This window comes from Haladaptatus cibarius D43, assembly GCF_000710615.1.
Taxonomy (GTDB): Archaea; Halobacteriota; Halobacteria; order Halobacteriales; family Haladaptataceae; genus Haladaptatus; species Haladaptatus cibarius.
The window spans coordinates 1,600,677-1,625,404 of sequence record NZ_JDTH01000002.1; the positions used below are offsets into that span (position 1 = coordinate 1,600,677).

A 24,728-nucleotide genomic window follows, 5' to 3' on the forward strand; every position below is an offset into this window, starting at 1 on the left:
ACTACTCGTACCAAACCCACTAAGGTCGTCTCCGCCCTCTCCGTAGGTATGAGCACTACCACTGCTGGCACGACGACCCTCACCGACAAGCAACAGCGCATCCTTCGCTACCTCCGTGAGAACGGCGAGACGAAGACGTATTTCAAATCGCGACTCATCGGAAGCGAACTCGGACTCACCGCGAAGGAAGTCGGAACGAACATGACCGCCATCGCGGACGGCGATTTCGACGTGGAAGTCGAAAAGTGGGGCTACTCCTCTTCGACGACGTGGAAAGTCAGCGCCTGAGTTCGGGTAGTTCGTCGCAGTGGACAGTCGAGCGCATCGTTCCAGTCAGCGCTCGATTGCGTCGTTCCAGTCGTTTCGCTGTGTTTCGTTTTCGCTGATTTCTGGCGACGCTCGATGTTGGATAATCCGTACCGACGGTACTGACAAGTAGCGAAGAGCAATGCAATATTTCTCCTGTCGAGTAATCGGAAAGTGGAACCGAAATCGGATGTGCTAGTTCACCAATTGCACCAATCGACTGATTCGGGCAGAGTTCGAGAGACGAAAACCAGTGGAAGCGAAAATATCAAGGGTCGAACGAAATCAAACCGGCCGCCTCGCCCGCAAACTGCTCTGCGTTCGCATCGAACGAGTCGGCGTAGCGAACGAGCAGAGTGATGAGCGTCTCGGGATGCCGAGCGGCGTAGCCGTCCTCGCGGGAAAGCAGGCCTTTTTCGTCCAAATCCGCGGCGTACTTGCTCACAGTCGGACGGGAAACGTCGAGCGCGCTTGCGAGGTCGCTTCCAGTCGCGTCCGGATTTCGGAGGAGTTCGATGAGCATCCCGCGCGGCGTCTCGCGGCGGAGGTAGCTCAGCGCGACTTGTTCGAACGCGGAAAACTGCCCGGCGGGGAAAAACCGCCGGTAGTCGCCGTCTCGGTGGCTCTCGACGACGCCCGCCTCCACGAGCTGTCGGAGGTGGTGTTGTGTCTCGCCGGTTCCGAGTTGCAGGTCGTCGCGTACCTTCGAAAAGTGAGCGCCCGGCGTGGTGGTGACGTATCCGGCAATCGCATCCCGGGCCTCGCTTCGCTCGCCCGTGCGGTCTGCGTCTGCGAATTTCGCCAGCGGCGTGGCCGCCCCCATAACCGCAAACCGGCGGAGGGTGGCACGCTTATTTTCATCCACGTTACCGGGTTCAACCATCTACACACTCGTAGGCGAGGGGGACGTAAAATAGCTTCGCTTGATAGACAGTTACAAACGAAAAACGAAACGAGGGAGACGTTATTCGACTTCGGTTTCCATCTCGGCTTCTTCGTCCATCTCCTCGATGACTTCGTCCGCACTCTTAATTTGGGCTTTGTCCTCGCCCTCTTTGATGGCTTGTGCTTCCTTTTCCATCGCTTCCACGTCCATCTCGGCTTCCTCGTCGATTTGGCCGAGGATTTCGTCGATGTCGTCCAGTCCGAGCAGTTCGCGGGTTTCCTCGTCGAAGTCGAGGCTGTTCAACTGCTGGTTGTCCGCCTTCACGTCGCTTCCGGTCAGATGTTTGCCGTACCGGCCGACGAGCGACGAGAGTTCCTGCGGCAGCACGAACGTCGTGGATTCACCCTGTCCGATGCTTTCGAGCGTCTCCATTCCCTTTTCGATGACGGCGCGTTCGCCCATCGATTCGGCGGATTTCGCGCGGAGGACGGTCGAAACTGCGTCACCCTGCGCTTCGAGGATCTGGCTCTGCTTTTCACCCTGTGCGCGGATGATGTTGGACTGTTTGTCACCCTCCGCCGTCTCGATAGCACTGCGGCGTTCACCTTGTGCTTCGAGAATCATGGCGCGGCGTTTGCGCTCTGCGGAGGTCTGCTGTTCCATCGCCTGCTGAACGTCCTTGGACGGGTTGACTTCACGGACTTCGACGCTTTCGACGCGAATCCCCCACTCGTCGGTGGGTTCGTCCAGTTCGCGGCGGATTTTCGCGTTGATTTCCTGGCGCTTGTTGAGCGTATCGTCGAGTTCCATGTCACCGAGGACGGCGCGGAGCGTCGTCTGGGCGAGGTTCGAAACGGCGCGTTTGTAATCCTCGACTTCGAGGAACGCCTTCTTCGCGTTCATCACCTTGATGTAGACGACGGCGTCCGCGGTCACGGGCGAGTTGTCGCGCGTGATGGCTTCCTGTCGCGGCACGTCGAGCGTCTGTGTCCGCATGTCGAAGCGGTACGTTTTGCTGACGAACGGCGGCACGAAGTTGATACCCGGTTCGAGGAGTTTCCGGTACTCACCGAAGACGGTCAGTGCGCGCTTCTCGGTCGCTTGCACGATTTCGACCGCCGACCAGACTGTGACGATGGCGAGAACCAGAAATAGCAGTGCAACTATCGTTATGAGTCCGCCAGCGGCGACGGATTGTAGAGGTACTAGGGGCAGCATACATCCGAATGTTGGGATAGCTACCTGTTAAGTATTTTGCTACTTTGTACGCTGAGAGTTAGTGGGAAAATATCCGGAGGGCGAAGACGTGTCAGAGTTCTTCCGTCTCTTTCTCGCGCTTCGAGCGTCCTCTGGCCAGTTCGCGGTCGATACTGTCTTCGATGTGGCCGAGCGGTTCGACAGTGACGACGTTGCCGCCGCCGGGGTCGATGACCATTACTTCCGTTCCTTCCGGAATTTCGCCGTCCATCGACCGCGCGGCGTAGTGGGGATTGAATCCGCCACCGGACAGTTTCACCTGTCCTTCGGAGGGGGTGACGCGCTCGGTAACACGTCCGGTCGTTCCTTTGAGCGAGTCAGAATCTTTCGTCCGTCCGGTTCCTTTGCCGCCGTACAGGTCGAGTTCGCGGTAGGCGTACAGCGATAGACCGCCGAACGCGAGGACGAGGAAGGCCAACACGAACGGCGTTGCTAGCGGCGGGAATGCGAGCGCCGCCAGACCTGCGAGCAGGAGCGCGACGCCGAGGACGATGAAATGCGCTCCGGGGATGAGCGCCTCCGCGAGCGCGAGCCCCGCACCCGCGAGGACGAGCAAAAGCGGGAGCGAATCGAGGGGCGATGCCATGATTGGGAGTTGGTGTCGAACGATTAAGGGTTTGTGGGTTACGCCAGTCCGGTCAACCGAAGAAACACGAACACCATCGTAAGCGCGCCGAGGACGACGAACAGGATGTTTTCCGCCGAGGGAGTGCCCGGTTCGAGAGGTTCGTCCATGGGATACATCTGTGAAGCGTCGTCGCCGTTTTCGTCATCATCCTCCCCAACATCCTCCACATCAAACTTCCAGTCGGACATACGCCGCGATACGAGTCGGTCGGACAAAAGGCTGGCTACGGGACGGACTATGGACGGTCGTGTGACCGAACGTCACCGTGGTAGACGACGCCGCGTTCCGCGTCGATAGTCACTTCGTCGCCGCTTTCTACTTCCGGGCCGAGCGGCGCGCCGCTCACCATCGGAATGTCGAGTTCGCGGGCGACTAGTGCCGGATAGCCGGTCATTCCCGGTCGAGCATCGACAATACCGGCGAGGTTCGACGTATCGCCCGTGAACTCGCCGTCGAACTCCGGTTCGAGGACGAGTATCGTCCCCTCTGGAACGTCGACGAAGTCGCCGGTCGAACTACGCAGAACCGGCCCCGCAACCTGCCCGCGAACGACGCCGCGACCGGTTGCGATGGTTTCGGCGGCGACGTGGACTTTCAGCATGTTGGCCGTATCGGAGCCTTCGAGTTCGGTCATCATGCCGGAGAGGACGACCACTGTATCGCCGCTCTTCGCAACGTCTGCGTCGAGGGCGGCCTGCACCCCGTCCTCGATGATAGTTTCGGCGCTTGGGCCGAGATTCGTGTATTGGGCGTTGACGCCCCACGAAAGCGCGAGTTTTCGGCGGACGCGGTCGTTCGGCGTCGTCGCCACGACGGGAACCCCGGGGCGGAACTTCGCCACCTTCAGCGCGGTGTAGCCGGATTCGCTGGCGGCGACCACGGCACTCGCGCCGATGTCGCGAGCGAGATACCGCGCGGAACGTGCGATGGCGTCGGTTCTGGTGTCATCGCTCGTCGGAACGCGCTGTTCGAGCGTTTCCTCGTACTCGTCGCTCTCCTCGACTTCGCGGACGATGCTGTCCATCGTTTCGACCACGCGAACCGGATGGTCGCCGATTGCCGTCTCGCCCGAAAGCATGACGGCGTCCGTCCCGTCGAGAACCGCGTTCGCCACGTCGGAGGCCTCTGCGCGCGTCGGCCTGCGCGAGTGAACCATCGAATCGAGCATCTCGGTGGCAGTGATGACGGGGACACCTGCTCGCTGGCAGGTTCGAATGATGCGCTTTTGAATCATCGGCACGTCCTCCATCGGACATTCGACGCCGAGGTCCCCGCGGGCCACCATCACGCCGTAGGCGGCGTCAACGATTTCCTCCAGATTCTCGACCGCGCCGCGCCGCTCGATTTTTGCGATAATCGGGATGTCTGCCCCGTTGTCTTCAAGCACTTTGCTGACCTCGAACACGTCGTCGGCGTCGCGGACGAAACTCGCCGCGACGAAATCGACGTTCGCTTCTGCGGCCAATTTGAGGTCGTCGCGGTCTTTTTCGGTGACGACATCCAAATCGAGTTCGACGCCGGGAACGTTAACGCCTTTCCGACTGCTGAGTTCGCCGCCGCTTTCGACGTGTGCGACGACGGCGTCGTCGTCGACTTTTTCCACCGTCGTCTCGATTCGGCCGTCGTCCAAGAGAACCGAGTCGCCTGATTCGGCGTTCGTGATGGCGACCGACAGGCCGACCTCCTCCGGTGTCGCGTCGTTGCCTTCGATGAATCGAACCGTCGAACCGGTTTCGAGCATGATTGGCTCTTCGATTTCGGCGGTTCGAATTTCCGGCCCTTGGAGGTCGAGCATCGCCGCAAGGGGATTTTCGGTCGCTTCGTCAACCCGCCGAACCGTGTCGATGATGTCCGCTCGGTCGTCACGCGACCCGTGGCTTGCATTGACCCGAGCGACCGTCATTCCGGCGTCTGCGAGTTCCCGAACCGAACTCTGCGAATCCGACGCAGGACCGAGGGTACAGACGATTTTCGCATTTCTCATACGCCACGATTGGTCGGTGCCTGCCAAAAAACCCCGCAGTTACCGCGGCGGAGAGTAATGATTGGGGACATCTGGCCACAATCGCTATTTGTGTCCCATTCAAAACGGGAAAATATGTCCAAATACGCATCACTGGTCACTATCGAACAAAATTATCAGAACGTCCAGGAACTCGCGTCCATCTGGGGAGACATCCGAAACGAACTGGAAACCCACGAGGCAACACTGGAAGAAACCTACGCCATCCTCGGCGAATACGATTTCCTTCTCGTCATCGACGCCGAAGATAGGGATTCGGCGTATCAGGCCTCGCTGTGTATCGAACGCTACGGACTCGACATGCAAACGATGGAAATCATTCCGATGAACGAGTTCGCAAATCTCGTGAACGATCTATAAAAAGCGATTTACGAGAGCCAAACGCGAGCAGCCGTAAAAATCGGTGGGTTCAACCAATTCTCACGCGGCTACTTGATTTTCGTTCCCGGTTCCGCGTCCTCGTACGTCGTCAGTAGGTCTGCTTCTTCGCCTGCCGCCAGCACCATTCCGTTGCTCTCGACGCCGAACAGTTCGGCCTTTTCGAGGTTGGCGACCACGACGATGTTCTTCCCTTCGAGGTCGTCTACGTCGTGCAGTTGTTTCAGTCCCGCAACAATTTGGCGCGTTTCACTGCCAATATCGACTTCCAATCGAAGGAGGGCGTCCGCTCCCTCGATTGGCTCTGCGGATTCGATGCGCCCGACACGCAGGTCGAGGCTCTGGAATTCGTCGAAGCTGATGCGGTCGTTCGAAGTCGATTCGCCCTCCGTCGTGGATTCGTCGTCGGTCATGGTTTTGTCTTCTTCCCCATCGTCAGTCGCCGCGTCGATGCTTGCTTGCAGTTTCTCGTTCAGTTCCGCTACTCGCTCGTCTTCGATTTTGCCGAACAGTTCGTCGGGTTCGCCGAAGTCGCCGCGGGGTGCGGCGAGAGCGTCCTCGATAGTTGCGTCGTGAACCGAGTCATCCTCGTCCAACTGCGACCAGAGGGCTTCGGCTTTGCCGGGCAGGAGCGGTGCGTAAAGCACCGCGAGTGCCTTCGACAACTGGACACAGTCGTAGATGACCTGTTGTGCTTTCTCCGGGTCGTCGTCGGTCAGCTTCCACGGTTCGTTGCGCTGAATGTACTCGTTGCCGAACGCGGCGAGTGAGGTGGCCGCATCACCGAGCTTTTTCAGCGAGTAGTCGTTGAGAGCTTCGCCGAAGTCGTCGATGGCCGACTCGATACGGTGTTGAACTTCGTCGCTAGCTTCGGCGTCCGGCGCGCCGTCGTAGTTCCGCGCGGCGAACAGCAGGCTTCGGTAGACGAAGTTGCCGAACGTGCCGACGAGTTCGCCGTTGACGCGCTCTTGGAACTGCTCCCACGAGAAATTCACGTCGCGCTCGAATCCACCAGTTGTGCTAAGATAGTAACGAAGCAGGTCGGCGTCGAAGCCTTCGTCTAGATAGTCGTCGGCCCAGACCGCGCGATTTCGACTGGTGGAAAAACCCTTGTCATTCAGGTTGACGAACCCACTGGCCATGACGGCGCGCGGTTCGTTGTAGCCGACTGCGTGGAGCATCGCGGGCCAGAAGACGGTGTGGTGCTGGATGATGTCGCGCCCGATGATGTGGATGATTTCCCCATTCTCTTTCCAGACTCCCTCCCAGTCGTAGGCGTCCGCACCGACGCGGTCGGTGTACTGCTTGGTCGAGGAAACGTACTCGATTGGCGCGTCTACCCAGACGTAGAGGACGAGGTCGTCAGTGCCGCCGTCTTCGTCTCCGGGGTAGTCGATCCCCCAGTCCATATCGCGGGAGATACACCAGTCTTGCAGTTCGCCCTCAATCCATTCGCGGGGCTGGTTTTGCGCGTTACTCGTCCCTTCGAGTCGGTCGATGAACCCTTGCAGGTACTCCTGTAGCTCCGAGACGCGGAAGAACTTGTGCGTTCGCTCGCGGTACTCTGCCGGGTTGCCCGTCAGGGTACTCGTCGGGTCTTCGATTTCGCCGGGTTCGAGGTGCCGACCACAGCCTTCGTCACATTCGTCACCGCGGGCGTGCTCGCCACAGTAGGGGCAGGTTCCTTCGACGTAGCGGTCTGGAAGCGGGGTTTCCTCCGCTGGGTCCCACGCGACCTTGATGTCTTTCTCGTAGATGTAGCCGCCTTCGTCCAGTTCGCGGACGATTTCGCGCGTGAGTTCGGTGTTCGTTTCGTCGTCGGTGTGGCCGTAGTTGTCGAACTCGATGTTGAACTTCGGGAACGTCTCCTCGTACTTCTCGTGGTGGCGAAGCGCGAACTCACGGGGCGAGACGCCTTCTTTCTCGGCATTGACGGCGACGGGCGTTCCGTGCATGTCCGACCCGGAAACGAAGGCTGTCTCTTGGCCGAACTGTTTCAGCGCGCGGGACAGTACGTCACCGCTGACGTAGGTTCGCAGGTGGCCGATGTGCAAGTCCCCGTTTGCGTAGGGAAGCCCGCAGGTCACCACCGCGGGATTGTCCGTCGGATAGTCGTCGTGGCTCATACTCTCATCTCCTTTGCTGCGGGTGTAAAACCCGCTGGTTTCGGTGTCTCGTCATGGGTGTTTCGTGCGATTGCTTCGCGGAACGACGCAGTGGCTCCGGAGTGATACTCGAACTGTCGGGTTTCACCCCCGAAAAACCGACTGCATCCGGCCCAGAAGGATTCACCCGACGCTATGGCAGGGTTCGCATGGAGGGAGCGTGAGTGTGGGCCGTCCGTCGCATAGTTATTCATTGGTTCGTGACAGTATATAAACCCACGCCTGTGAGAGGTGGTCGAAGAGTGAGATGGCAGATTGTTCGTGGGGTTCGGGGTGAGATTTGTACTTCATTTTGGAGTTGCTACTGGTGAAGAAATAACGACAACAAATCACGCCCCGGCCAAACCGACAGTTTCGAAATCCGACTACAGCGCAAAGACGCCAGCGCCGAACCCCAACGTCACTAACAACCGACCGACACTGCCGGCGAACGTCGCGGCGGCGAATTTTATATAATCCTCTTCCAAAATCGAGAAAGCATAAATTGAGAGCGTGTCGGGGAAAAATGGAACACAGAGCGCCATGGCCAGTCCGAGATACCCCCATTTTCGGGCAAGTGCGACGGTTTTCTTTTCCGACCACTCCACGATGTTGATTTTCGACCGACGGAGCGCCTTGATGACCGGGCCGGACTGCTTTGCTTCCTGCCCGATGTGAAAGGCGAAAACGCTCCCCGCGGCCTTTCCGAGGCCGCTAACCAGAATGATGAGCGAAAGCTGTCCAATCCGTCCCAACCCGAGGTCGAGCGGTGCGAGGAGGACGACCTCGCTTGGAAGCGGGAGGATAAACGAGATGAGAAAGGAGTAGACGGCAATGATGACGAGTCCTGCCCATCCGGTGGCGTGTTCGACGGCACTCTCCAACCAACCAAATGACACGAAAACGACACCACTGGACAGCAGGTCGCCAAACAAAGCGATACTCCCTAACACACGACATAGTCGGTAACCGACCGATGTAAACTTTAACATCGGAGAATCTGTCTGCGCAAATTGCTATTGGCAAATAGACTCATACGGAATCGGAACGAAAAGCGGGAACGTGCAATCGGACAGAGAGTACCGCGTCGGTATCCATCCGAACCTCCGAGTTCGGACAGAGTACACCACTGACTACTCCGCGGTCACGCTCACCGTGGAGTACCGACGCGACGGGGACTGGGAGGAATCGAACGGAACCATAGAACGCCGCGGACAGGGATTTACAATCACGCGGGACGGCGAACCACTGCTGGAACAGGACGTTTCGGCCGAACTGCTCGAACGCTACGGGAAGACCGTCTCGAAGGTTGCGCGTCGTCTTACGGAACGGGTGAAAAGCCCATCCGAAACCACACAATCCGAATCGTGGCCCGTCGCGGCCACGCAGGAAGACGGTTCGGTCGTGGAAGCCCTTCGGCCACCGACGCAAGCATCGTTCGAACTGTACGAAGACCACATAGAAGAGTGGCGGTGGCGACTCGTCCACCGAAATGGAAACATCATCGCAGACAGCGGCGAGGGCTACTCCTCGAAACAGGCCGCAAGAAAGGGAATCAAGAGCGTCAAACGGAACGCGCTCGGCGCGCCAGTGGAGGAGAGTTAGTTACAGCGATTCGAGGTCTTCGGCGAACGACTCCAACATCGACCGAGTGACGTGTGGCATACAGACGATTCTGAGTTCGCCCGACCCGGTCGGCGAGACGCGCCAACCGAGCGATTGGAGTTCTTCGACCGTCTCACGTGGAACATCCGCCGCAACCAGCGGGAGAACTGGGTCAACCACCTCGTAGCCACAGGTTTCGAACGCATCGGCAATCCATTCGGCGTTGGCTTGCGAACGTTCGTACTGCTCGCGGTAGCCTGTCGGCCAGAGCGCATCCATCGCCGCCCACGCGCTGGCCACTCCCGCACCGCTTCGGGTTCCGGTCAGCGTCGCCTGCGAGGTCGATTCGAGATAGGGCGTTTCGACCGCCAGCGCGTCCAGAACGGGCTTCTCGCGGGCCAAGAAGCCACCTGCCGGAACCGCCGCCTGCCCCATCTTGTGCGGGTCGATTCCCATCGAATCCACGTCTGCGTGGTCGAAATTCCACTCGTAATCCGTAAACGGAAGCACGAACCCACCCCACGCCGCGTCCACGTGGAGGAGTGCCCCGGCATCGTGGGCAATCTCCGACAGCGCCGAAATCGGGTCAACGCGACCGTACTCCGTGGTTCCAGCGATTCCGACGACCAATACGGTGTCGTCATCGACCAGTTCGTTCACCGCGTCCGGGTCGGCCCGTCGGTCGGCATCGACATCGGCGAGTCGCAGTTCGACGCCGAGCACGTCCGCCGCCTTCTGAAAACTGAAGTGGGCGCTCTCGGGGGCGACGACGTTCGGCGGATTCGCGTCCGTCTCCGACTCCGCTTCCGCGAGATTTCGCGCCGCCCGAACCGCCTGAATGTTGGCCTCGGTGCCGCCGCTGGCGATGTAGCCGTATGGATTGTCTAGCCCGGTCATCTCCCCCAGCATCTCGACCGCTTCGTCTTCCAGCGCGGAGACGGTCGGATACGTCGTCGGGTCGCCCGGATTCGACGCTAAAAATCGTTCCGCGGCGTCACGCGCCGCCGGATGAGGTTCGGTACACATCGAGGAAAGCACCCGGCGGAATGACTGGGGCGCGGCCACCTGCATACCCGAAAATTCGGCGCGTCGGGTTTATTCGTTCCGTTCTACGACGAGTCGGAACTGCTGTCAGTTGCTTCGCTGTGACCGACCCCGAATCCCATCGAGGTAACAGTGTTCCCGTTCGAGTCGAGGATAGCCAGCGAATACGAACCCTCGATTCGGTCACCGTTCGCGCCGGACGTTCTCTGAGTGAGGAGAACAGGGTCACCGCCGCCAGGATAGGAGAGATAGCGGTGCTGTCCCGGTTCGAACGAACGCTCTAATTCGAGCAGATGCACTTTGCCATCGTGTTCGATTCGAACCGTCGAACCGGCGGACAGCGTCTCTCCGCCAGCATGTTCGAGTTCGATTGTGCGCTCCGCGGCGTTTACCTCGATGTTCGCCGAGACGGTTTCGTGAGCTTTCTCCGACCAATCAGGTCGTTCGACTGCTGTGGTGCCAGAGAGGGTGAGTTCGAAGTCGTGTTCGAGATGCACATCGTCGGTTTTCACCGTTCGGTGGAGCTGACGAACGCGACCGGACGAATCAACGACGAGCGTCGCATCGAAGTCGGTCGCATTTTCGAACTCGGAATCGTTCGCAGGTTCCGTCGCCTTGAGGGTGATGAGTGCTTGCCCGCTGGAATCCTCGGTCTTTGTGACGGTGAACTCGCCGGAGTTCAAGAGTTCGGTGAGCGTTCGCGTCATCATCCCTGTTTGGGCGAGTTCGGCGCGGAGTTGCTCGCTCTGTGCCCGTTCGTTGTACTGCGTCTGTCCGTCCGCAGTTTGCTTCGTAAGGAGAACGGAATCGTTCGCCCAAAGATGCGTCCGATACGCTGTCGCCGAACCGTCGGTGTACTCCGTGTGTCTCTCGAAGGACGTTTGACCTTCGGCGACGGTTCCCCACAGCATGGCAGTCGCGTTCACCGTGCCATCAGTTTTTGTGACACTGCGATAGTCGAACTCGTACCCGGACGTCTTCAGCGCGGATTCGTGCGTGGAGAGGAGTCGGCTCGCATTCAACGTTCTATCGTCGGAGATTCCAGATGGAAGGGACGCAAGCGACGTAGTCGATTTCGTGGTTTCGGTTGCTGTCGCCGTAATGTCGGTCGTTTCTGTCGCTGGTGCGGCAGTTCCCGTGTTCTCGGCGGGACCACCGACACATCCAGCGACGAGGAGCAGTGCTGTAAGGAGGGCAAAAACTGCGCGGAGGTTCATGTCTAACTACTATCTATTACAGATGGTTTATAAATTTACGGTCGCCGAAACGACTGCTCTGTCCGTGAAAACGTAGAAAACGTCGGAAAACACGAGAGATGAGAGTCGAAGCGATCAGCGAACCGAATCGAGCATCAACTTCTGCTCGACGCGCTTCACTTCGTGTTGCACGTCGCGCACCGCGTCGATGTTAGCCGAGATGGACGAGACGCCGCGGTTGACGAGGAAGCGTACCATCTCCGGTTTCGACCCGGCTTGTCCGCAGATACTGGTGTTGATGTCGTGGTCACGACAGCAGTCGATAGTTTGGCCGATGAGTTTGAGAACGGCGGGGTGGAGTTCGTCGAACCGCCCCGCGACGTTCTCGTTATTACGGTCAACGGCGAGCGTGTACTGGGTGAGATCGTTCGTGCCGAAACTGGCGAAGTCGATGCCTGCCTCGGCCATATCCTCGATTTGAAGCGCGCTGGCGGGCGTTTCAATCATCACACCCCACGTGCGCTTGTCGGGGTCGATTCCGGATTCGGCGATAAGTCGTCGGGCGCGAAGCACGTCCTCCGCGTCGTTGACGAGCGGGAGCATGAGTTCGACGTTGTCGTAGCCCATCTCGAACAGTTCGCGGAAAGCGTCGAGTTCGTGCTGGAACACGTCCGGCTTGTCGAGACTGCGGCGAATGCCGCGCCAGCCGAGCATCGGATTGTGTTCGTCCGGTTCGTGCTCGCCACCTTGCAGTTGGCGGAACTCGTCCGTCGGCGCGTCGAGCGTTCGAACGCGGACTGGTCGCGGATAGAACTCTTCTGCAACGCCGCGGATTCCCTCCACGATTTCCTCGACGTAGGCATCGACGCCGTGGTCTTCGATGTACTTCCCCGGCGTCTTGTTGGTCGAGAGAATCATGTGCTCCATTCGGAGCAGGCCGACGCCGTCGGCACCGGTCGCGGCGGCGCGTTCTGCGGCCTCCGGAATGGAGACGTTCACCTTGACCTCCGTCGCCGTCATCGGTTTGACGGGCGTTTTCGGGCGGGCGTCCTCGATTGGTTCGCGCTCCTGTCCCTGTTCCTTTTCGGGTTTGCCCTCGCGGACGGTTCCCTTGTCGCCGTCCAACGTAACGACTTGGCCGTCTTCGAGCGTGTCCGTCGCGTTGCTGGAACCGACGACTGCGGGGACGCCGAGTTCGCGCGAAACGATGGCGGCGTGGCTGGTCATACCACCTTCGTCCGTAATGATACCCGCGGCGCGTTTCATCGCGGGCACCATGTCCGGGGTCGTCATCTCTGTAACGATGATGTCGCCCTCCCCCACCTTGTCCAGTTGGTCGAGTTTCGTCACGGTTCGTGCCGGGCCGCTGGCGATACCGGGGCTTGCGCCTAGTCCATTCACGAGAACTTCCTGACTGCCGCCTTTCTCGGTCTGCACCGCACCGCTTCCGTCGGCGACGCCTTCGTTCGTGTCCGCTTCGATAGAGCCGGAGTCGTTAATCGTCGTAATTGGCCGGGATTGGAGCATAAAGACGTCGTCGCCGACCATTGCCCATTCCACGTCCTGTGGAGTTCCGTAGTGGTCTTCTACCTCTTCGCCGAGTTCCACGAGGCGATTGATGTCGGCTTCGGAGAGCACACGCGCGTTCCGTTTGTCGTCCGGAACCGTGCGTTCGACCGTCTCGCCGGTTTCGGCGTCCTTCGTGTGCATCATCTTCTTATCGGCGATGGTGATGTCCTCCGTCGCGTTGGAGGAGCGGTCAACGACGTAGTTATCCGGGGAAACCGACCCCGAGACGACCGCCTCGCCGAGTCCCCACGCCGCCTCGATGATAATTTTCTTGTCGCCGGTCGAAGGGTGACTCGTGAACATGACGCCACTCTTTTCGGCGTCCACCATGCGCTGGATAACGACCGCAATGTCCACGATTTCGTGGTCGAAGCCCTTCTCCTGTCGGTAGTAAATCGCCCGCTGGGTGAACAGCGATGCCCAGCACTGTTTCACGCGTTCGATGAGGTCTTCGCGGGTGATGTTGAGGAACGTTTCCTGTTGGCCCGCAAACGAGGCGTCGGGGAGGTCTTCCGCAGTCGCGGAAGACCGAACCGCGACAAACGCTTTGCCGTCGTCCAGATTGTCATATGCATCGAGGATTCCCTGTCGCATCTCTTCGGGAATCTCGGTGCCGAGAATGAGTTCTTCCGCACGCGCCTCGGCGTCCGCCAATGCCGCAGAATCTTCAGTGTCAACGTCCACGGCCTCGAACAACTCCTCCGCGATGCCGGTTTCCTCGATGAACTCCCGGTAGGTTCCGGCAGTCACGACGAATCCCGGCGGGACAGGGAGGTCCGCCCCGGTGAGTTCACCGAGCGACGCACCTTTGCCACCCACCAGTTCGAGGTCGTTTGCGCTGATTTCATCCAGCCAGAGTACAACCATTGCGTATGGGTGGAGACAAGCAGACACATAAAGAATGTTCCGACCAAATTTTCGAAGAATACTAACTCAGAAACGGAATACTGTTTCGAACAGTCGCAAAATCGCCGGGGTGGCGGTGGTTGGCAACTACGCTTCGGGACTGTTATAGTTCGATAATCCCGTCGTCTTCCGATTCGGGAACGACCAACTGACCATCGAGTGCGGTCGTCGCCCGGCCACCGACCTTCACGCTATCTTCAGTCGCACGCACGCGAACGTATCCGGGTCGGTCGAGGAAATGCCCCTGTTCCAGTCGCAGTTCCTCGGGGAACTCGTCGAAGGCGTCCGTTTCGCGCAGGAAGGCACCGACCGCGCCGCTGGCGGTTCCCGTAACCGGGTCTTCCGGAATCCCTGCAAGCGGAGCAAACATCCGCCCGTGGAGCGTCGATTCGGCGTCGATGGCGTCGAAGGAGAAGGCGTAGATTCCGACCGCGCCGACTTCCTCACACAGTTGCTCGACCTTCGCCATATTCGGTTCCGCGCCGCCGAGATGTTCGAGAAAATTGACCGGAATCACGAGACACGGAAGGCCGGTCGAAGCCACCGCCATCGGAATGTCCGCGCCAACGTCCTGAAGCGCTGCCGGGTCGATGCCGAGCGCGCCACCCACTCGGTCGTACTCCAGTTCGACCGTCTCGATTTCCGGCTCGTTTTGCGTCATCCAGCTCGTGTGGTTTTCTTCCACTTCGATATCCAGCACGCCGACTTCCGTTTCGAGGGTGTGCGCCCCCGGCGACAGTTCGCCGTCTTCCAGTAGGTGAACGTGCGAGGCAATCGTCGCGTGGCCACAGAGGTCGATTTCCGTTGTTGGGGTAAAGAACCGAACCCTGCGGTCTGCATCCTCGCTTTCGGAGAAAAACGCCGTCTCGCTGACCGCGAGTTCGCGGGCGATGGCCTGCATCTGGTCGTCCGTCAGGTCGTCCGCGTTCGGGACGACGCCCGCCGCGTTTCCGGCCAGTGGTTCGTCGGTGAAGGCGTCCACGAGGAGGGTTCTGACTGTTTGCATGTCGGAGTGGTCGTTTGCTGGTGGGTTTAATTCTGCGTTCGATAGTCCGGGGAAGGTAAGCAGGGTTTTCCAACGAGGATTAATGTCGGAATATATCTGCGACAAGTGTTGGAATGGGATTGTCGCTAGGTACTGCCGACAACACATGACCGCCACGACGACGAAATCTGCACTACGAACGTGAGAGTGGTAGAGGTTCGTCGGAAGCAAATCACGACTCCAACCAACCACCACGACGAAATCAACAATACGAACGTGAGGTTGTTGAAGATTTGTCGGAAGCAAGTCACGGCTCCAATGAAACCGCCACCGCACCGCCGCAGACCACACCCTCCCCATCCGACTCCTTCGCTCGCTCCGCTCACTCAGTCGTCCCTCGCGCGAACCCGAGCAGGCCCTCGGACGACGAGTCCTCAGGCCTGCCGACGCACGCGCCACTGAATTTACGTCGAATCAAGAAACCCAATCAACCGCCATGGCGCGCGCTCGTGAGACTTCGTGGACTCGTCGTCCGAGAAGTCGAGTGGAAGCGCGCGAGGGACGAGTGCGCGAACGAAGTGAGCGCATGAGTCGGTTGGGGAGGGAGTGGCCGGTTGCGGTGGCGGTTATTTGGAGTCGGCAACAGCTAGCGACTCGGAAACAAACACCTCCCAATAAAATCCATTCGAACAACTTCCTCGAAACGATTTTCTGAAAACGATTTCAAACCGCGAAAATCCGCAAAAAGACCAAATCCGAACTACTCGCTGTCGAGAACGTAGCCACCGTCTACGTCCACATCGAACGAATCGCCAGCGGAGTCGGGGGCGGTAAACGACAGCGAAACGTCCTTCAAATACCGATTGCCACGGACGTGCTCTTCGGCCAATGTGAACGTGGTTCGGTCGCCATCGACGGATAACCACGCCGTTCCTTTCGCACTGCCGGACACGCGCGCGGTCGCCGAAACCTGTTCGCCGGGCGAAGGCGACCCCGAAATCGAGAAGGACACCAGCGAGAGCTGCGGCGTTCCGACCGCGACAGAGACGGTTTCGGAAAGCGTCTCTCGGTAGGTCGCCGAGTCGTCGCCGCCGCCTCCACTGCCACCATCTCCGTCGCCGGGTTCGTCGGTCAACAGCTCGACACCCAACTCGGATTCCACGTTGCCGATTTTGTTGAAAATCGTCTGGCGCGACGACCCGGCGAAGAGCAAGCCGACGAGTTCGCCGGACGAATCGAGGAAAACGGGCGACCCGCTGTCGCCGCCTTCCGACATCGCGCCTGCGATGCACTGGTCGCGGAGAGTAAGTGTTCCGGCATCGCCGAACCGAACCCGGACGCTCGCGCTGGTCGCCTTGACTTGGCTTTGCGTGACGCCCGTGGTTCGCCCAGTTTTCGTGACCGTCTTTCCTTTCAACGAGCGGTAATCCTCGCGCCGGACGGTGGTCGGCCACGAGTCGTCCAGTTCGTGGTACTCGGCGGAGTCCTGTTCAGGGTCGATAGACCGCGCCGCCACATCGACCGCTGCGCCGTCTTCGGCGGTAACGTAGCCCAGCAGTTCGCCGGTTTTGTCGTCCGGGAGGCTCCCGCCGTCGGTCGGCGAGGGTTGGATTATTGGTTCGCCGAACTCGGCATCGTTGATTCGCGCGTACACATGGTTGTTGCTCAGTCGGACGAGGTCGCCCTCGGAAGCCGCGTCGCTCCAGTTCGCCGTCGAGGTGTCCGTGATTCGGGCGGGGTACGGCCCGGCAGTGGCCGCCGACTCCTTCGCGTTGATTTCGCTGACGCCGCCGACGACCGGCCGGTGTCGCTTCTGTCGGTCTGCCTGCGCCTCCGGCAGGGATTCGACGCGGGAGAGCGCGTCGAATCCCTCGCGCTCTTCCTCGAATCCCGCGTCCTCGACTTCGAGGTTCACGTCGGAGACGCGCAGTTTCACGTTGTCCTCGTCGGCGAGTTCGCTGTCCGGAAGTTTCTGCGAGACGAACACCGTGAGAGTGTTCGTCTCGTCGTCGTACTCGACGCCGAGGACGTTCTTGCATTCGAGCAGGTCTTCGTAATCTTCGGTGCGGGACATGGCTATGGTTGCTAGTTCGGTACCGACTTCCAAAATACTATTCCCGTAAATACTAACGTAAATTTATAGATAATACGATTCGTTCGAAAACCAGAGTGCATCGGCTATGGTGAGGAGGAATCCGAAACCCACCTGTAAACCGTTAAGTGGCACGCGCCGCGACTCTCCGGTAGCATGAGCGACCTGCCGGACGATTTCAAATGCACGATTACCAACTGGGACTACATCTACGGCCTCTGCCGCGGCGTGAGCGAGCAGGTGAAAGTCTCCGATTTCGAACCGGATGTCATCGTCGCACTCGCGCGCGGCGGATGGTTCGCCGGACGATGCATCTGTGACTTCCTCGGACTGGACGACCTGACGAGTCTCAAGATGGAACATTACGTCGGAACGGCCCAGAAATCGGGCGAACCCGAAGTTCGCTATCCGATGCCGGAAGGGAGCGTCGAAGGCAAGGACGTTCTCATCATCGACGATATCGCGGACACCGGCGGCTCCATCAAACACGCCGAAGAGTACGTCACCGACCGGGACGCAGGAGAGGTCAGAACCGCGACGCTCCAACTGCTCCAGACCAGCGAGTTCGACCCCGACTACGTCGGCGAGAAACTCGAAGAGTGGGCGTGGATAGTCTATCCGTGGAACTTCATCGAGGACATGATAGACGTGACCAGCGGCGCGCTGGACAGGGCAGACCAAGACGTGTTCACCAACGAGGACGTTCGGCACTATCTGAACGAGTACCACGACGTAGAGCGCATCCAGATGGAAATCGCGCAACCCGACCGATTGGACGAGGTTCTCACCGAGATGGTTCGGCGCGGTCTGCTGTCGCGCAAAGACGGCGAGTGGCGACTGTTGGAGAAAGCAACCGGCGGGCAGTAACCGACGAACGGCAACCGACTATCGACGAGGCTGATTTCGTCCGGGACGAACCCGTGTCGTTTACGTGACTGCCGAAACCATCTTCGCCTATGATTGGCTTCATCGGTGGAAGCGGCATCTACGAGGCACTACCGCTCGAAAACACCCGCGAAGAAGAAGTGACGACGCCGTTCGGCGAACCGAGCGCACCCGTCACCATCGGCGAAATCGCCGGGAAGGAAGTCGCGTTCTTGCCTCGACACGGCCCGAAACACCAGCGGACGCCTACGGAAGCGCCGTACCGGGCGAATATCTACGCGCTGAAAGAACTCGGCGTGGAGCGAATTTTAGCCAGCAACGCGGTCGGCAGCCTACGCGAAGAACTGCCGCCGCAAACGCTCGTGATTCCCGACCAGATTTTCGACCGGACGAAACACCGAACCCCGACGTTCTTCGGCAGTGGCATGGTCGTCCACATGCCCTTCGCCGACCCGTACTGCCCGCACATGGTGGAACATCTCTCGGAGTCGAGCGACGAAGCGACCGACGCAGACCACCATTCGGGCGGCACCTACGTCTGTATCGAGGGGCCGCAGTACTCGACGCGCGCGGAGAGCGAGTTCTACCGCCAGCAAGGCTTCGAAATCATCGGCATGACGGCGATTCCGGAGGCGAAACTGGCCCGCGAAGCCGAGATGTGCTACGCCACCGTGGCGGGCGTCACCGACTACGACGTGTGGAAATCCGACAGCGAAGTTACCTTGGAGGAAGTGCTGGAAAACGCCGCGGAGAACGAAGACGCCATCAAGCAGGTCGTGGAACACGCGATTCGGAATCTGCCCGAAGAGCGTGACTGTAACTGTGGCCACGCGCTGGAAGGCACCATCAACACGCCGACGGACGCGATTCCGAAGGAGACGCGCGAGGAAGTCGAACTACTCGCCGGGCAGTACCTCGACTGAATTCGAAGAACGAGCGGGCGAGCGCGCCGGACGGCGCGCTCGCCCGAATCACGACGACCGACTGATTTTCGACCCGAAATCGGCGTACTGGAAAACGACCGGGAACGGCTTTCCGACCGTTCATTTGGCGCGGCCGAGGGCACACGCCCTCGGCCTGCCTGCGGCCCGGCGGATTTCGGGCGAGCGAGGAGCGAACGACTGAAAGGAGTGAGTGACGAACGAGGGCGTCGTTTGTGACTCGTGATTTCAACCGACGCAATTCATCACAGGTCACAACTGGCCGATATTCGAATCCATCACCACCTGCCGAATCGGCCCATCACGCAGTTTTAATTCCAGTCCAGAGAACCCTCTAGCATGAACGACGAAACGCTGACGATGACGCCCGGGCCGACCGCAATCCCGGACGACGTTAGAGAGGCGATGGCCCAACCGGCGATGAACCCCGACGTTGACCCCGAATTTGGGTCGTACTACGAAACCCTGCTCGACAAACTGGCGCGGGTATACCAAACGGACGACGAGATGGTCGTTTTGGGAGGAGAGGGAATCTTGGGCTTGGAGGCCGCCGTCACCTCGCTGGTCGCACCGGGAGACGACGTGCTCTGTCTGGGCAACGGACTCTACGGCGACGGCTTTTCGGACTTCGTGGAGATGGCTGGCGGAAATCCAGTTTCGCACAGCATCGACTACACCGAGGGATTCGACCCCGAGGAAATCGAGCAATTGGTTGCGGAAAACGAGTTCACCGCCGCGACGATGGTGCACTGCGAGACGCCGACCGGACTACTCAACGATTTCGACGAGATTCTTTCGGCACTGCAAGACGCAGGCGTTCTCACCATCGTTGACGCCGTGTCGTCAATCGGCGGAACCTCGGTTCCGGTCGAAGACATCGACGTGTGTCTCGGCGGGTCACAGAAGTGTTTCAGTTCACCGCCCGGCCTCACCACGATGTCGGTCAGCGATTCTACGTGGGAGAAAGTCGAAAACACGGAACAGGATTCCTTTTACACCAGTCTGGAACCGTGGCACGAGCCGGATTTTTCCTTCCTGCCGTACACCCACCTCGTCTCGAATCTGTACGCGCTAGAGGTCTCCCTCGACCGGATTTTGGAAGAAGGACTGGATTCGGTGTTCGCCCGGCACGAGGAAACGGCGAAACTGTGTCGAAATCGTGGGCGGGAGTTGGGAATCGACCCGTTCCCCGGAACCGAATCGCTCTGTTCCCCGACTGTCACCGCGTTCGAAATCGAAGGGCGGGCGAAAGAAGTTCAGCGACGACTTCACGACGACCACGGGATTCTCGTCGCAACCGGACTGGGCGAGATGGCTGATGACCTGCTCCGGGTGGGTCACATGGGATACAACGCGCAGAAACCTCGCGTCGAAGAGGCGATGAACGCGCTCGAATCGGTTCTGGATTAGTTTCGAAAAGTTAGTCCGCCAGCAGTTCCGCCGTTTCTTCGTCTTCGCTTTCGTCTCCGTCCGTATCTCCTGTGTCGCTTTCTGTCCCCCGAGCGTCCTGCACCCAGAGATCGCCGAACAGGTCGTCCTGTTCGAGCGTGAGAAAACTGCGATGGGCAAGAAACAGCAGTGCGAGATAGGTTTCCACCCGGGAAGGCCCGATGCCGTCGATTTCTGCGTACAGCACTTCGGTTCGCCCTGCCTCGTACTGGGAAATCAGCACTGACTGCACGTCGGCGATGACGGATTCGATGTCCTCGTCGTGGGTCGTGCCGGTCACCTCGGATTCGGTCGGTTCGTCGTCGAACCGCATGTCGTCGCCGGAGTGATAATCGAGGGTCTGTGTTCCTCGCTGGAATCCCTGCGGCGAACCGCTGGTATCGTACGTTCTGGACTCTTTCCACCACGACCCGCGCTCTCGTTCGCGCAGGTCACGGACGAGTTCGTCCAGCGTTTCCGGATTTCCGCGGGCGTGTTTGCGGTCGAGTCGGCGCTCCATCTCGTCTTCGAGCGAATCTACGGGGTCGAAGCCGCCGTCGTCCATCGCGCCATCCATCGCCATCGGCGCTTCCCACGGTTCGAGTTCCTCTTCCTCGGGGTCGTCGTCCGCGAGGAGCGCGTCGCTTTTCATCCGGAGCAAAACACTGGCGTAAAAGAGCGCCCGTCCGGACGTTCGAAGGTCGGCCTCGTCCAATCGCGCGAGGAACTTGTCCGTCACATCAACGATATCGATGTCCCACGGTTCTATTTCGCCGTCCTCGGCGAGTTGGACGAGGAGTTCGACGGGTTCGACTTCCTCGTCGTCCGCGGTGCGCTCGTCGGGCAAACTCTCGGACGCAACTCCATCAATCATCCGCGGGCACCTCCTGTTCCCCGTCAAGCCGAATGCCGGTGACACTGCTCACGTTGTTGCCCTGCATCGTCACGCCGATTGCGCGCTCGGAGCGTTCGAGCATCGCCGAGCGATGCGAGACGACGACGAACTGGGCGTCACCCGCGAGTTCGTCCACCATCTCGCCGACGCGCTCCGCGTTGACGGCGTCCAAGAAGGCGTCCACCTCGTCCAGCGCGTAAAACGGCGCAGGATTGTATCGCTGGATGGCGAAGATGAACGCGAGCGCAGTGAGCGATTTCTCGCCGCCGCTCATCGCGTCGAGTCGCTGAACCGGTTTGTCGCCGGGTTGCGCTTTCATCGTCAGGCCGCCGTCGAACGGGTCGTCATCATTTTCGAGGAACAGTTCGCCCGACCCCGCCGAGAGGCGCGTGAAGATGTCCCGGAACTGCGAGTCGATGGCGTCGAAGGCCTCCATGAACGTCTCCTTTTTCTGTGATTCGTAGGAGTCGATTCGTTCGCGGATGCCGTCCCGTTCCTCAACGAGTGTCGCCTTGCGCTCTTTCAGGTCGTCCAAGTCGCTCTCGACTTCGTCGTACTCGTCGATTGCGAGCATGTTGACCGGTTCGAGCGCTTCCATCTGGCGTTCGAGTCGGTCGATGTTCTTCCGAACCTCGTCGTGGTCTGGAACGTCCTCGGGGTCGTACTCGCCGACTTCCTCGCGGAGTTCGGCGACATCCTCTTCGAGGCGGCTTGCACTCCGTTTGAGGCTTTCGAGACGATTTTCGACCGCTTCGACTTGCGACTGCTGTTCGTCGCGTTTCTCCTTTGCCTCGGCGAGTTCCGATTTCAGTTCGGAACGCTCGTCTTTGAGTTCCGCGAGTTCGGATTCGAGTTCCTCGACGGCCTCGCGCTTCGATTCGAGAGTTTCCTCGCTGTCCTCGATTTTCCCTTCGAATTCCGAAATGCGCGCTTCCTGCTCGGCCTTCTTGTTCTGTGCAGATTCGATATCGTCGTGGAGGCTGTCGATGGCGTCTTCGGCGTACTGCTTTTCGAGTTGTAGTTCGTTCAGTTTGCCGTCCAAATCGTCCATCCGGTCTTCTAACTCGTCGATTTCGGCGCGGATTTCGTCCGCCTTGCTCGACAGTTCGGGAATCTTCGAGTCGGCGAGTTCGGCTTCGAGTTCCGAAATGTCGTCTTCGATGTCCGCGATTTCCACCTCGTGAGCCGAAATCTCGGTTTCGAGTTCCTGCATTCGGTCGTTGACCGACTCGCGTTCGTCCTGTACCTCCTCGATTTCGGCTTCGAGCGACTCCATCTTGTCCTCGATGGACGCGATTTCTTCTTCCTTGCGCTCGATGTCGTTCTCTATCGTGCGGACTTGGTCGGTTGCGTCGGTTTGCCGGTCGCGTGCATCGTCCAATCGCTCTTCGACGCTGCGAATGGATTCCCGAACCGACTGGCGTTCTTCCTCCAACTCGTTGATTTGCCGGGCAACGCGCTCCAACTGGCCTTTGCCGGAGGCCGAAAACGAGTAGCGTGACCCGCTGGTCGAACCGCCAGTCATCGCCCCGCTCTTTTCGACCAGTTCGCCGGACAGCGTGACCAGACGGAAATCGCCCATCAGTTCGCGGGCGGTTTCCATGTCCTCCACGACCAGCGTGTCGCCGACGACGTAGGAGAAAATGCCCGAATACTCAGAATCGAAGTCGATGAGGTTGTAGGCGAAATCGACCACGCCGGGCATGTTCGGCACCGACGGCAGACGGCGATTCTGCATCTTCGTAATCGGCAGGAACGTCGCACGACCAGCGTTTCTGCGTTTTAAGTATTCGATACAGCGCTGGCCGACGCTGTCGTCGTCCACGACGACCTGCGACATTCGGCCGCCCGCCGCGGTTTCACAGGCGGTGGCGTACTGCTGGCCGACGCTTCCGAGTTGGGCAATCGTCCCGTGAACGCCGTCCAGACCGCCGTTTAAAATCGTGGAGACGGCCCGGCCATACGATGAATCGCCGCTCTCTTGCGCGCGAGCGTCGAGTTCGGCGTACTTCTGCTGTTTCGACTGTAACTTCTTCTCGACCGAATCGAGGTCGGATTGGAGTTCCCGCTTTTCGGCTTTCAAGTCGTCCACCACGTCGCCGATTTGGTTGGCATTCCGCTCGGCTTTCAGCAGTTCGTCCGCGAGGTCGTCCAGTTCGGTTTCGATGTCCAGAATTCGTTCTTGGGCCGAATCGAGTTCGGTCTGTTTTTCGTCCACCGCGTCGGCGCGTCGTCTGGCCTCGTCCAACAGGCGGTCTTTCTCGCGCTGGCGCTCGTTTTTCGCGCTCTTTTCGTCTTCGAGCGCGTCCTTTTTCTCGGCGAGGTCGGCTTTCACCTCGTCGTATTCCGTATCGACGTTGTCGATTTCGTCCTCGATTTCGGCGAATTCGGATTCCTTCGTACCGATTTCTCCTTTGACCGAGGCCTTCTCTATTTTGATGTCGCGGATGTCGCCGTCTAGTTCATCGACCGTTTCTTGCTTGCGGTCGATTTCCACGAACGCCTGCCGCCTGCGGTTTTCCGCGTCCTGAATCTTTGCTTCCGCGGATTCGATTTTGTCTTCGAGGCGCGAAATTTCGCCCTTGACTTCCTCGATTTCGCTCTTGATGGCGAGTTGTTCGTCCTCGCCTTTGCGCTCGATTTCCGTGTTGAGTTCTTCCAGTTGGTCTTCCAGACGGACGACTTTGCCCTGTCGTTCGTCCAGTTCGCGCTGGAGGGAGACGAGTTCGTCTTTCCTGCTCTCGATGTCGTCTTGGGTGTTTTCGAGGTCAGCCCGCTTCTCTTCCAGCTCTGCGGCCTTCAGATAGCCTTCGTACTCTTCTTTTTCCTCGCGGAGTCCCTTGTATTCGAGCGCGGTTTCCCGCTCGTCGCGCAGTTGGTCGAGTCGGTCGTCTTTCTCCTCGATGCGGAGTTCGGCCTCTTCGACGCGGTCTTTGACGACTTCGAGTTCTTCGAGTGCGGCATCTTTTTTCGCGTCGAACTCCGCGACACCAGCGATTTCGTCGATGATTTCGCGACGCTCGTAGGGCGTCATGTTGATGATGCCGGTCACGTCGCCCTGCATGACGACGTTGTAGCCTTCCGGCGTCACGCCCGCCTGTGCCAGCAAATCCTGAATGTCGGAGAGGTTGACCGACCGCTCGTTCAGGTAGTAGTAGGAGTAGTAGTTGTCCTCGGTCTGTTTCACCCGACGTTTGATGGTGATTTCGTCGGTGTCCCCGACGTTGTCCGTCCCGGCGGCGTTGACGACCTGTGTTCTGTCGAGTGTTCCGTCGGAGTTGTCCAGAATGACCTCGACGGAGGCTTCGAGCGGGCCGTTTTTCGCGCCCTCATCCTCGTCGTGGCCGGGGTTGTAAATCAGATCGGTCAGTTTCTCGGCGCGAATGCCCCGCGTTCTGGCCAGTCCGAGCGCGAACAGGACGCTGTCGATGATGTTGCTCTTGCCGGAACCGTTCGGCCCGGTGACCACGGTGAAGTCCTCGTAAAACGGGATTTCGGTCTTCCGGCCGAAGCTCTTGAACTTATCGAGGACGAGCTTTTTGATGTGCATGGGTTGCTCG

Annotated in this window: 21 protein-coding genes; 7 read left to right on the plus strand and 14 right to left on the minus strand. The window is 59.4% G+C overall.

The window, feature by feature from the left end; all coding sequences use genetic code 11:
- The first annotated feature begins 48 nt into the window (after positions 1 to 48).
- On the plus strand, positions 49 to 288 hold the full coding sequence (locus HL45_RS13540; RefSeq protein ID WP_049971601.1) for a DUF7123 family protein: 240 nt from the start codon (positions 49 to 51) through the stop codon (positions 286 to 288).
- Between the two features lie 286 nt (positions 289 to 574).
- On the opposite strand, the gene HL45_RS13545 is transcribed toward HL45_RS13540, so the two are convergent.
- From HL45_RS13545 to pyk, 5 genes are all read right to left on the minus strand, one after another.
- Entirely contained in the window at positions 575 to 1,189 is a 615-nt protein-coding gene (locus HL45_RS13545) for a winged helix-turn-helix transcriptional regulator (protein WP_049971602.1), read from the minus strand.
- A gap of 81 nt (positions 1,190 to 1,270) precedes the next feature.
- On the minus strand, positions 1,271 to 2,410 hold the full coding sequence (locus HL45_RS13550; RefSeq protein ID WP_049971603.1) for an SPFH domain-containing protein: 1,140 nt from the start codon (positions 2,408 to 2,410) through the stop codon (positions 1,271 to 1,273).
- A gap of 91 nt (positions 2,411 to 2,501) precedes the next feature.
- Entirely contained in the window at positions 2,502 to 3,035 is a 534-nt protein-coding gene (locus HL45_RS13555; RefSeq protein ID WP_049971604.1) for an NfeD family protein, read from the minus strand.
- A 38-nt stretch (positions 3,036 to 3,073) separates the two neighbouring features.
- Entirely contained in the window at positions 3,074 to 3,265 is a 192-nt protein-coding gene (locus HL45_RS13560) for a DUF7312 domain-containing protein (RefSeq protein ID WP_049971605.1), read from the minus strand.
- A 47-nt stretch (positions 3,266 to 3,312) separates the two neighbouring features.
- The gene (pyk, locus tag HL45_RS13565; protein ID WP_049971606.1) at positions 3,313 to 5,061 is read right to left on the minus strand and encodes a pyruvate kinase; all 1,749 of its coding nucleotides are present in this window, start codon (positions 5,059 to 5,061) and stop codon (positions 3,313 to 3,315) included.
- A gap of 114 nt (positions 5,062 to 5,175) precedes the next feature.
- On the opposite strand from pyk, the gene HL45_RS13570 reads away from it, so the two are divergent.
- A complete protein-coding gene (locus HL45_RS13570) occupies positions 5,176 to 5,460 on the plus strand; it encodes a GYD domain-containing protein (protein ID WP_049971607.1) in 285 nt (94 codons plus the stop codon).
- A 68-nt stretch (positions 5,461 to 5,528) separates the two neighbouring features.
- Here HL45_RS13570 and metG read toward each other — a convergent pair whose 3' ends face one another.
- Positions 5,529 to 7,604, minus strand: a complete 2,076-nt coding sequence (gene metG / locus HL45_RS13575; RefSeq protein WP_049971608.1) for a methionine--tRNA ligase — start codon at positions 7,602 to 7,604, stop codon at positions 5,529 to 5,531.
- A gap of 404 nt (positions 7,605 to 8,008) precedes the next feature.
- Positions 8,009 to 8,575 (minus strand): YqaA family protein, encoded by a 567-nt coding sequence (locus HL45_RS13580; protein WP_084156929.1) that lies wholly within the window; start codon positions 8,573 to 8,575, stop codon positions 8,009 to 8,011.
- 109 nt (positions 8,576 to 8,684) lie between these two features.
- Here HL45_RS13580 and HL45_RS20000 point away from each other — a divergent pair, with 109 nt between their 5' ends.
- Positions 8,685 to 9,227 carry an HVO_2922 family protein gene (locus HL45_RS20000; protein ID WP_233274779.1) on the plus strand — a complete coding sequence of 181 codons (543 nt, stop codon included), beginning with the start codon at positions 8,685 to 8,687 and terminating at the stop codon, positions 9,225 to 9,227.
- Here HL45_RS20000 and mfnA read toward each other — a convergent pair whose 3' ends face one another.
- From mfnA to HL45_RS13605, 4 genes are all read right to left on the minus strand, one after another.
- Complete coding sequence (gene mfnA, locus HL45_RS13590) at positions 9,228 to 10,298, minus strand: tyrosine decarboxylase MfnA (RefSeq protein ID WP_049971610.1); 1,071 nt, start codon at positions 10,296 to 10,298, stop codon at positions 9,228 to 9,230. It lies immediately after the preceding gene.
- Positions 10,299 to 10,336: 38 nt separating this feature from the next.
- A complete protein-coding gene (locus tag HL45_RS13595) occupies positions 10,337 to 11,488 on the minus strand; it encodes a DUF7537 family lipoprotein (RefSeq protein ID WP_049971611.1) in 1,152 nt (383 codons plus the stop codon).
- A 114-nt stretch (positions 11,489 to 11,602) separates the two neighbouring features.
- The gene (gene ppsA, locus HL45_RS13600) at positions 11,603 to 13,903 is read right to left on the minus strand and encodes a pyruvate, water dikinase (RefSeq protein WP_049971612.1); all 2,301 of its coding nucleotides are present in this window, start codon (positions 13,901 to 13,903) and stop codon (positions 11,603 to 11,605) included.
- Positions 13,904 to 14,045: 142 nt separating this feature from the next.
- Entirely contained in the window at positions 14,046 to 14,948 is a 903-nt protein-coding gene (locus tag HL45_RS13605) for a PhzF family phenazine biosynthesis protein (protein WP_049971613.1), read from the minus strand.
- A gap of 272 nt (positions 14,949 to 15,220) precedes the next feature.
- Between HL45_RS13605 and HL45_RS20465 the strand changes: the two genes are divergently transcribed.
- Positions 15,221 to 15,517: a hypothetical protein gene (locus tag HL45_RS20465; RefSeq protein ID WP_144240088.1), complete on the plus strand. Its 297-nt coding sequence runs from the start codon at positions 15,221 to 15,223 to the stop codon at positions 15,515 to 15,517.
- Positions 15,518 to 15,687: 170 nt separating this feature from the next.
- Here HL45_RS20465 and HL45_RS13610 read toward each other — a convergent pair whose 3' ends face one another.
- Positions 15,688 to 17,001 (minus strand): chymotrypsin family serine protease, encoded by a 1,314-nt coding sequence (locus tag HL45_RS13610; RefSeq protein WP_049971614.1) that lies wholly within the window; start codon positions 16,999 to 17,001, stop codon positions 15,688 to 15,690.
- A 174-nt stretch (positions 17,002 to 17,175) separates the two neighbouring features.
- Between HL45_RS13610 and HL45_RS13615 the strand changes: the two genes are divergently transcribed.
- The 3 genes from HL45_RS13615 to HL45_RS13625 all read left to right on the plus strand — a co-directional run bounded on the left by HL45_RS13615 (position 17,176) and on the right by HL45_RS13625 (position 20,255).
- Complete coding sequence (locus HL45_RS13615) at positions 17,176 to 17,886, plus strand: phosphoribosyltransferase (RefSeq protein ID WP_049971615.1); 711 nt, start codon at positions 17,176 to 17,178, stop codon at positions 17,884 to 17,886.
- Positions 17,887 to 17,975: 89 nt separating this feature from the next.
- On the plus strand, positions 17,976 to 18,827 hold the full coding sequence (gene mtnP / locus HL45_RS13620) for an S-methyl-5'-thioadenosine phosphorylase (protein ID WP_049971616.1): 852 nt from the start codon (positions 17,976 to 17,978) through the stop codon (positions 18,825 to 18,827).
- Positions 18,828 to 19,184: 357 nt separating this feature from the next.
- Positions 19,185 to 20,255 (plus strand): pyridoxal-phosphate-dependent aminotransferase family protein, encoded by a 1,071-nt coding sequence (locus HL45_RS13625; protein WP_049971617.1) that lies wholly within the window; start codon positions 19,185 to 19,187, stop codon positions 20,253 to 20,255.
- A gap of 10 nt (positions 20,256 to 20,265) precedes the next feature.
- Here HL45_RS13625 and HL45_RS13630 read toward each other — a convergent pair whose 3' ends face one another.
- Complete coding sequence (locus HL45_RS13630) at positions 20,266 to 21,147, minus strand: segregation/condensation protein A (protein ID WP_084156931.1); 882 nt, start codon at positions 21,145 to 21,147, stop codon at positions 20,266 to 20,268.
- Positions 21,140 to 24,718, minus strand: coding sequence for a chromosome segregation protein SMC (gene smc / locus HL45_RS13635; RefSeq protein ID WP_049971619.1), 3,579 nt, complete (start codon positions 24,716 to 24,718; stop codon positions 21,140 to 21,142). Before smc ends, HL45_RS13630 begins: the two co-directional genes overlap by 8 nt.
- Positions 24,719 to 24,728: the final 10 nt, after the last annotated feature.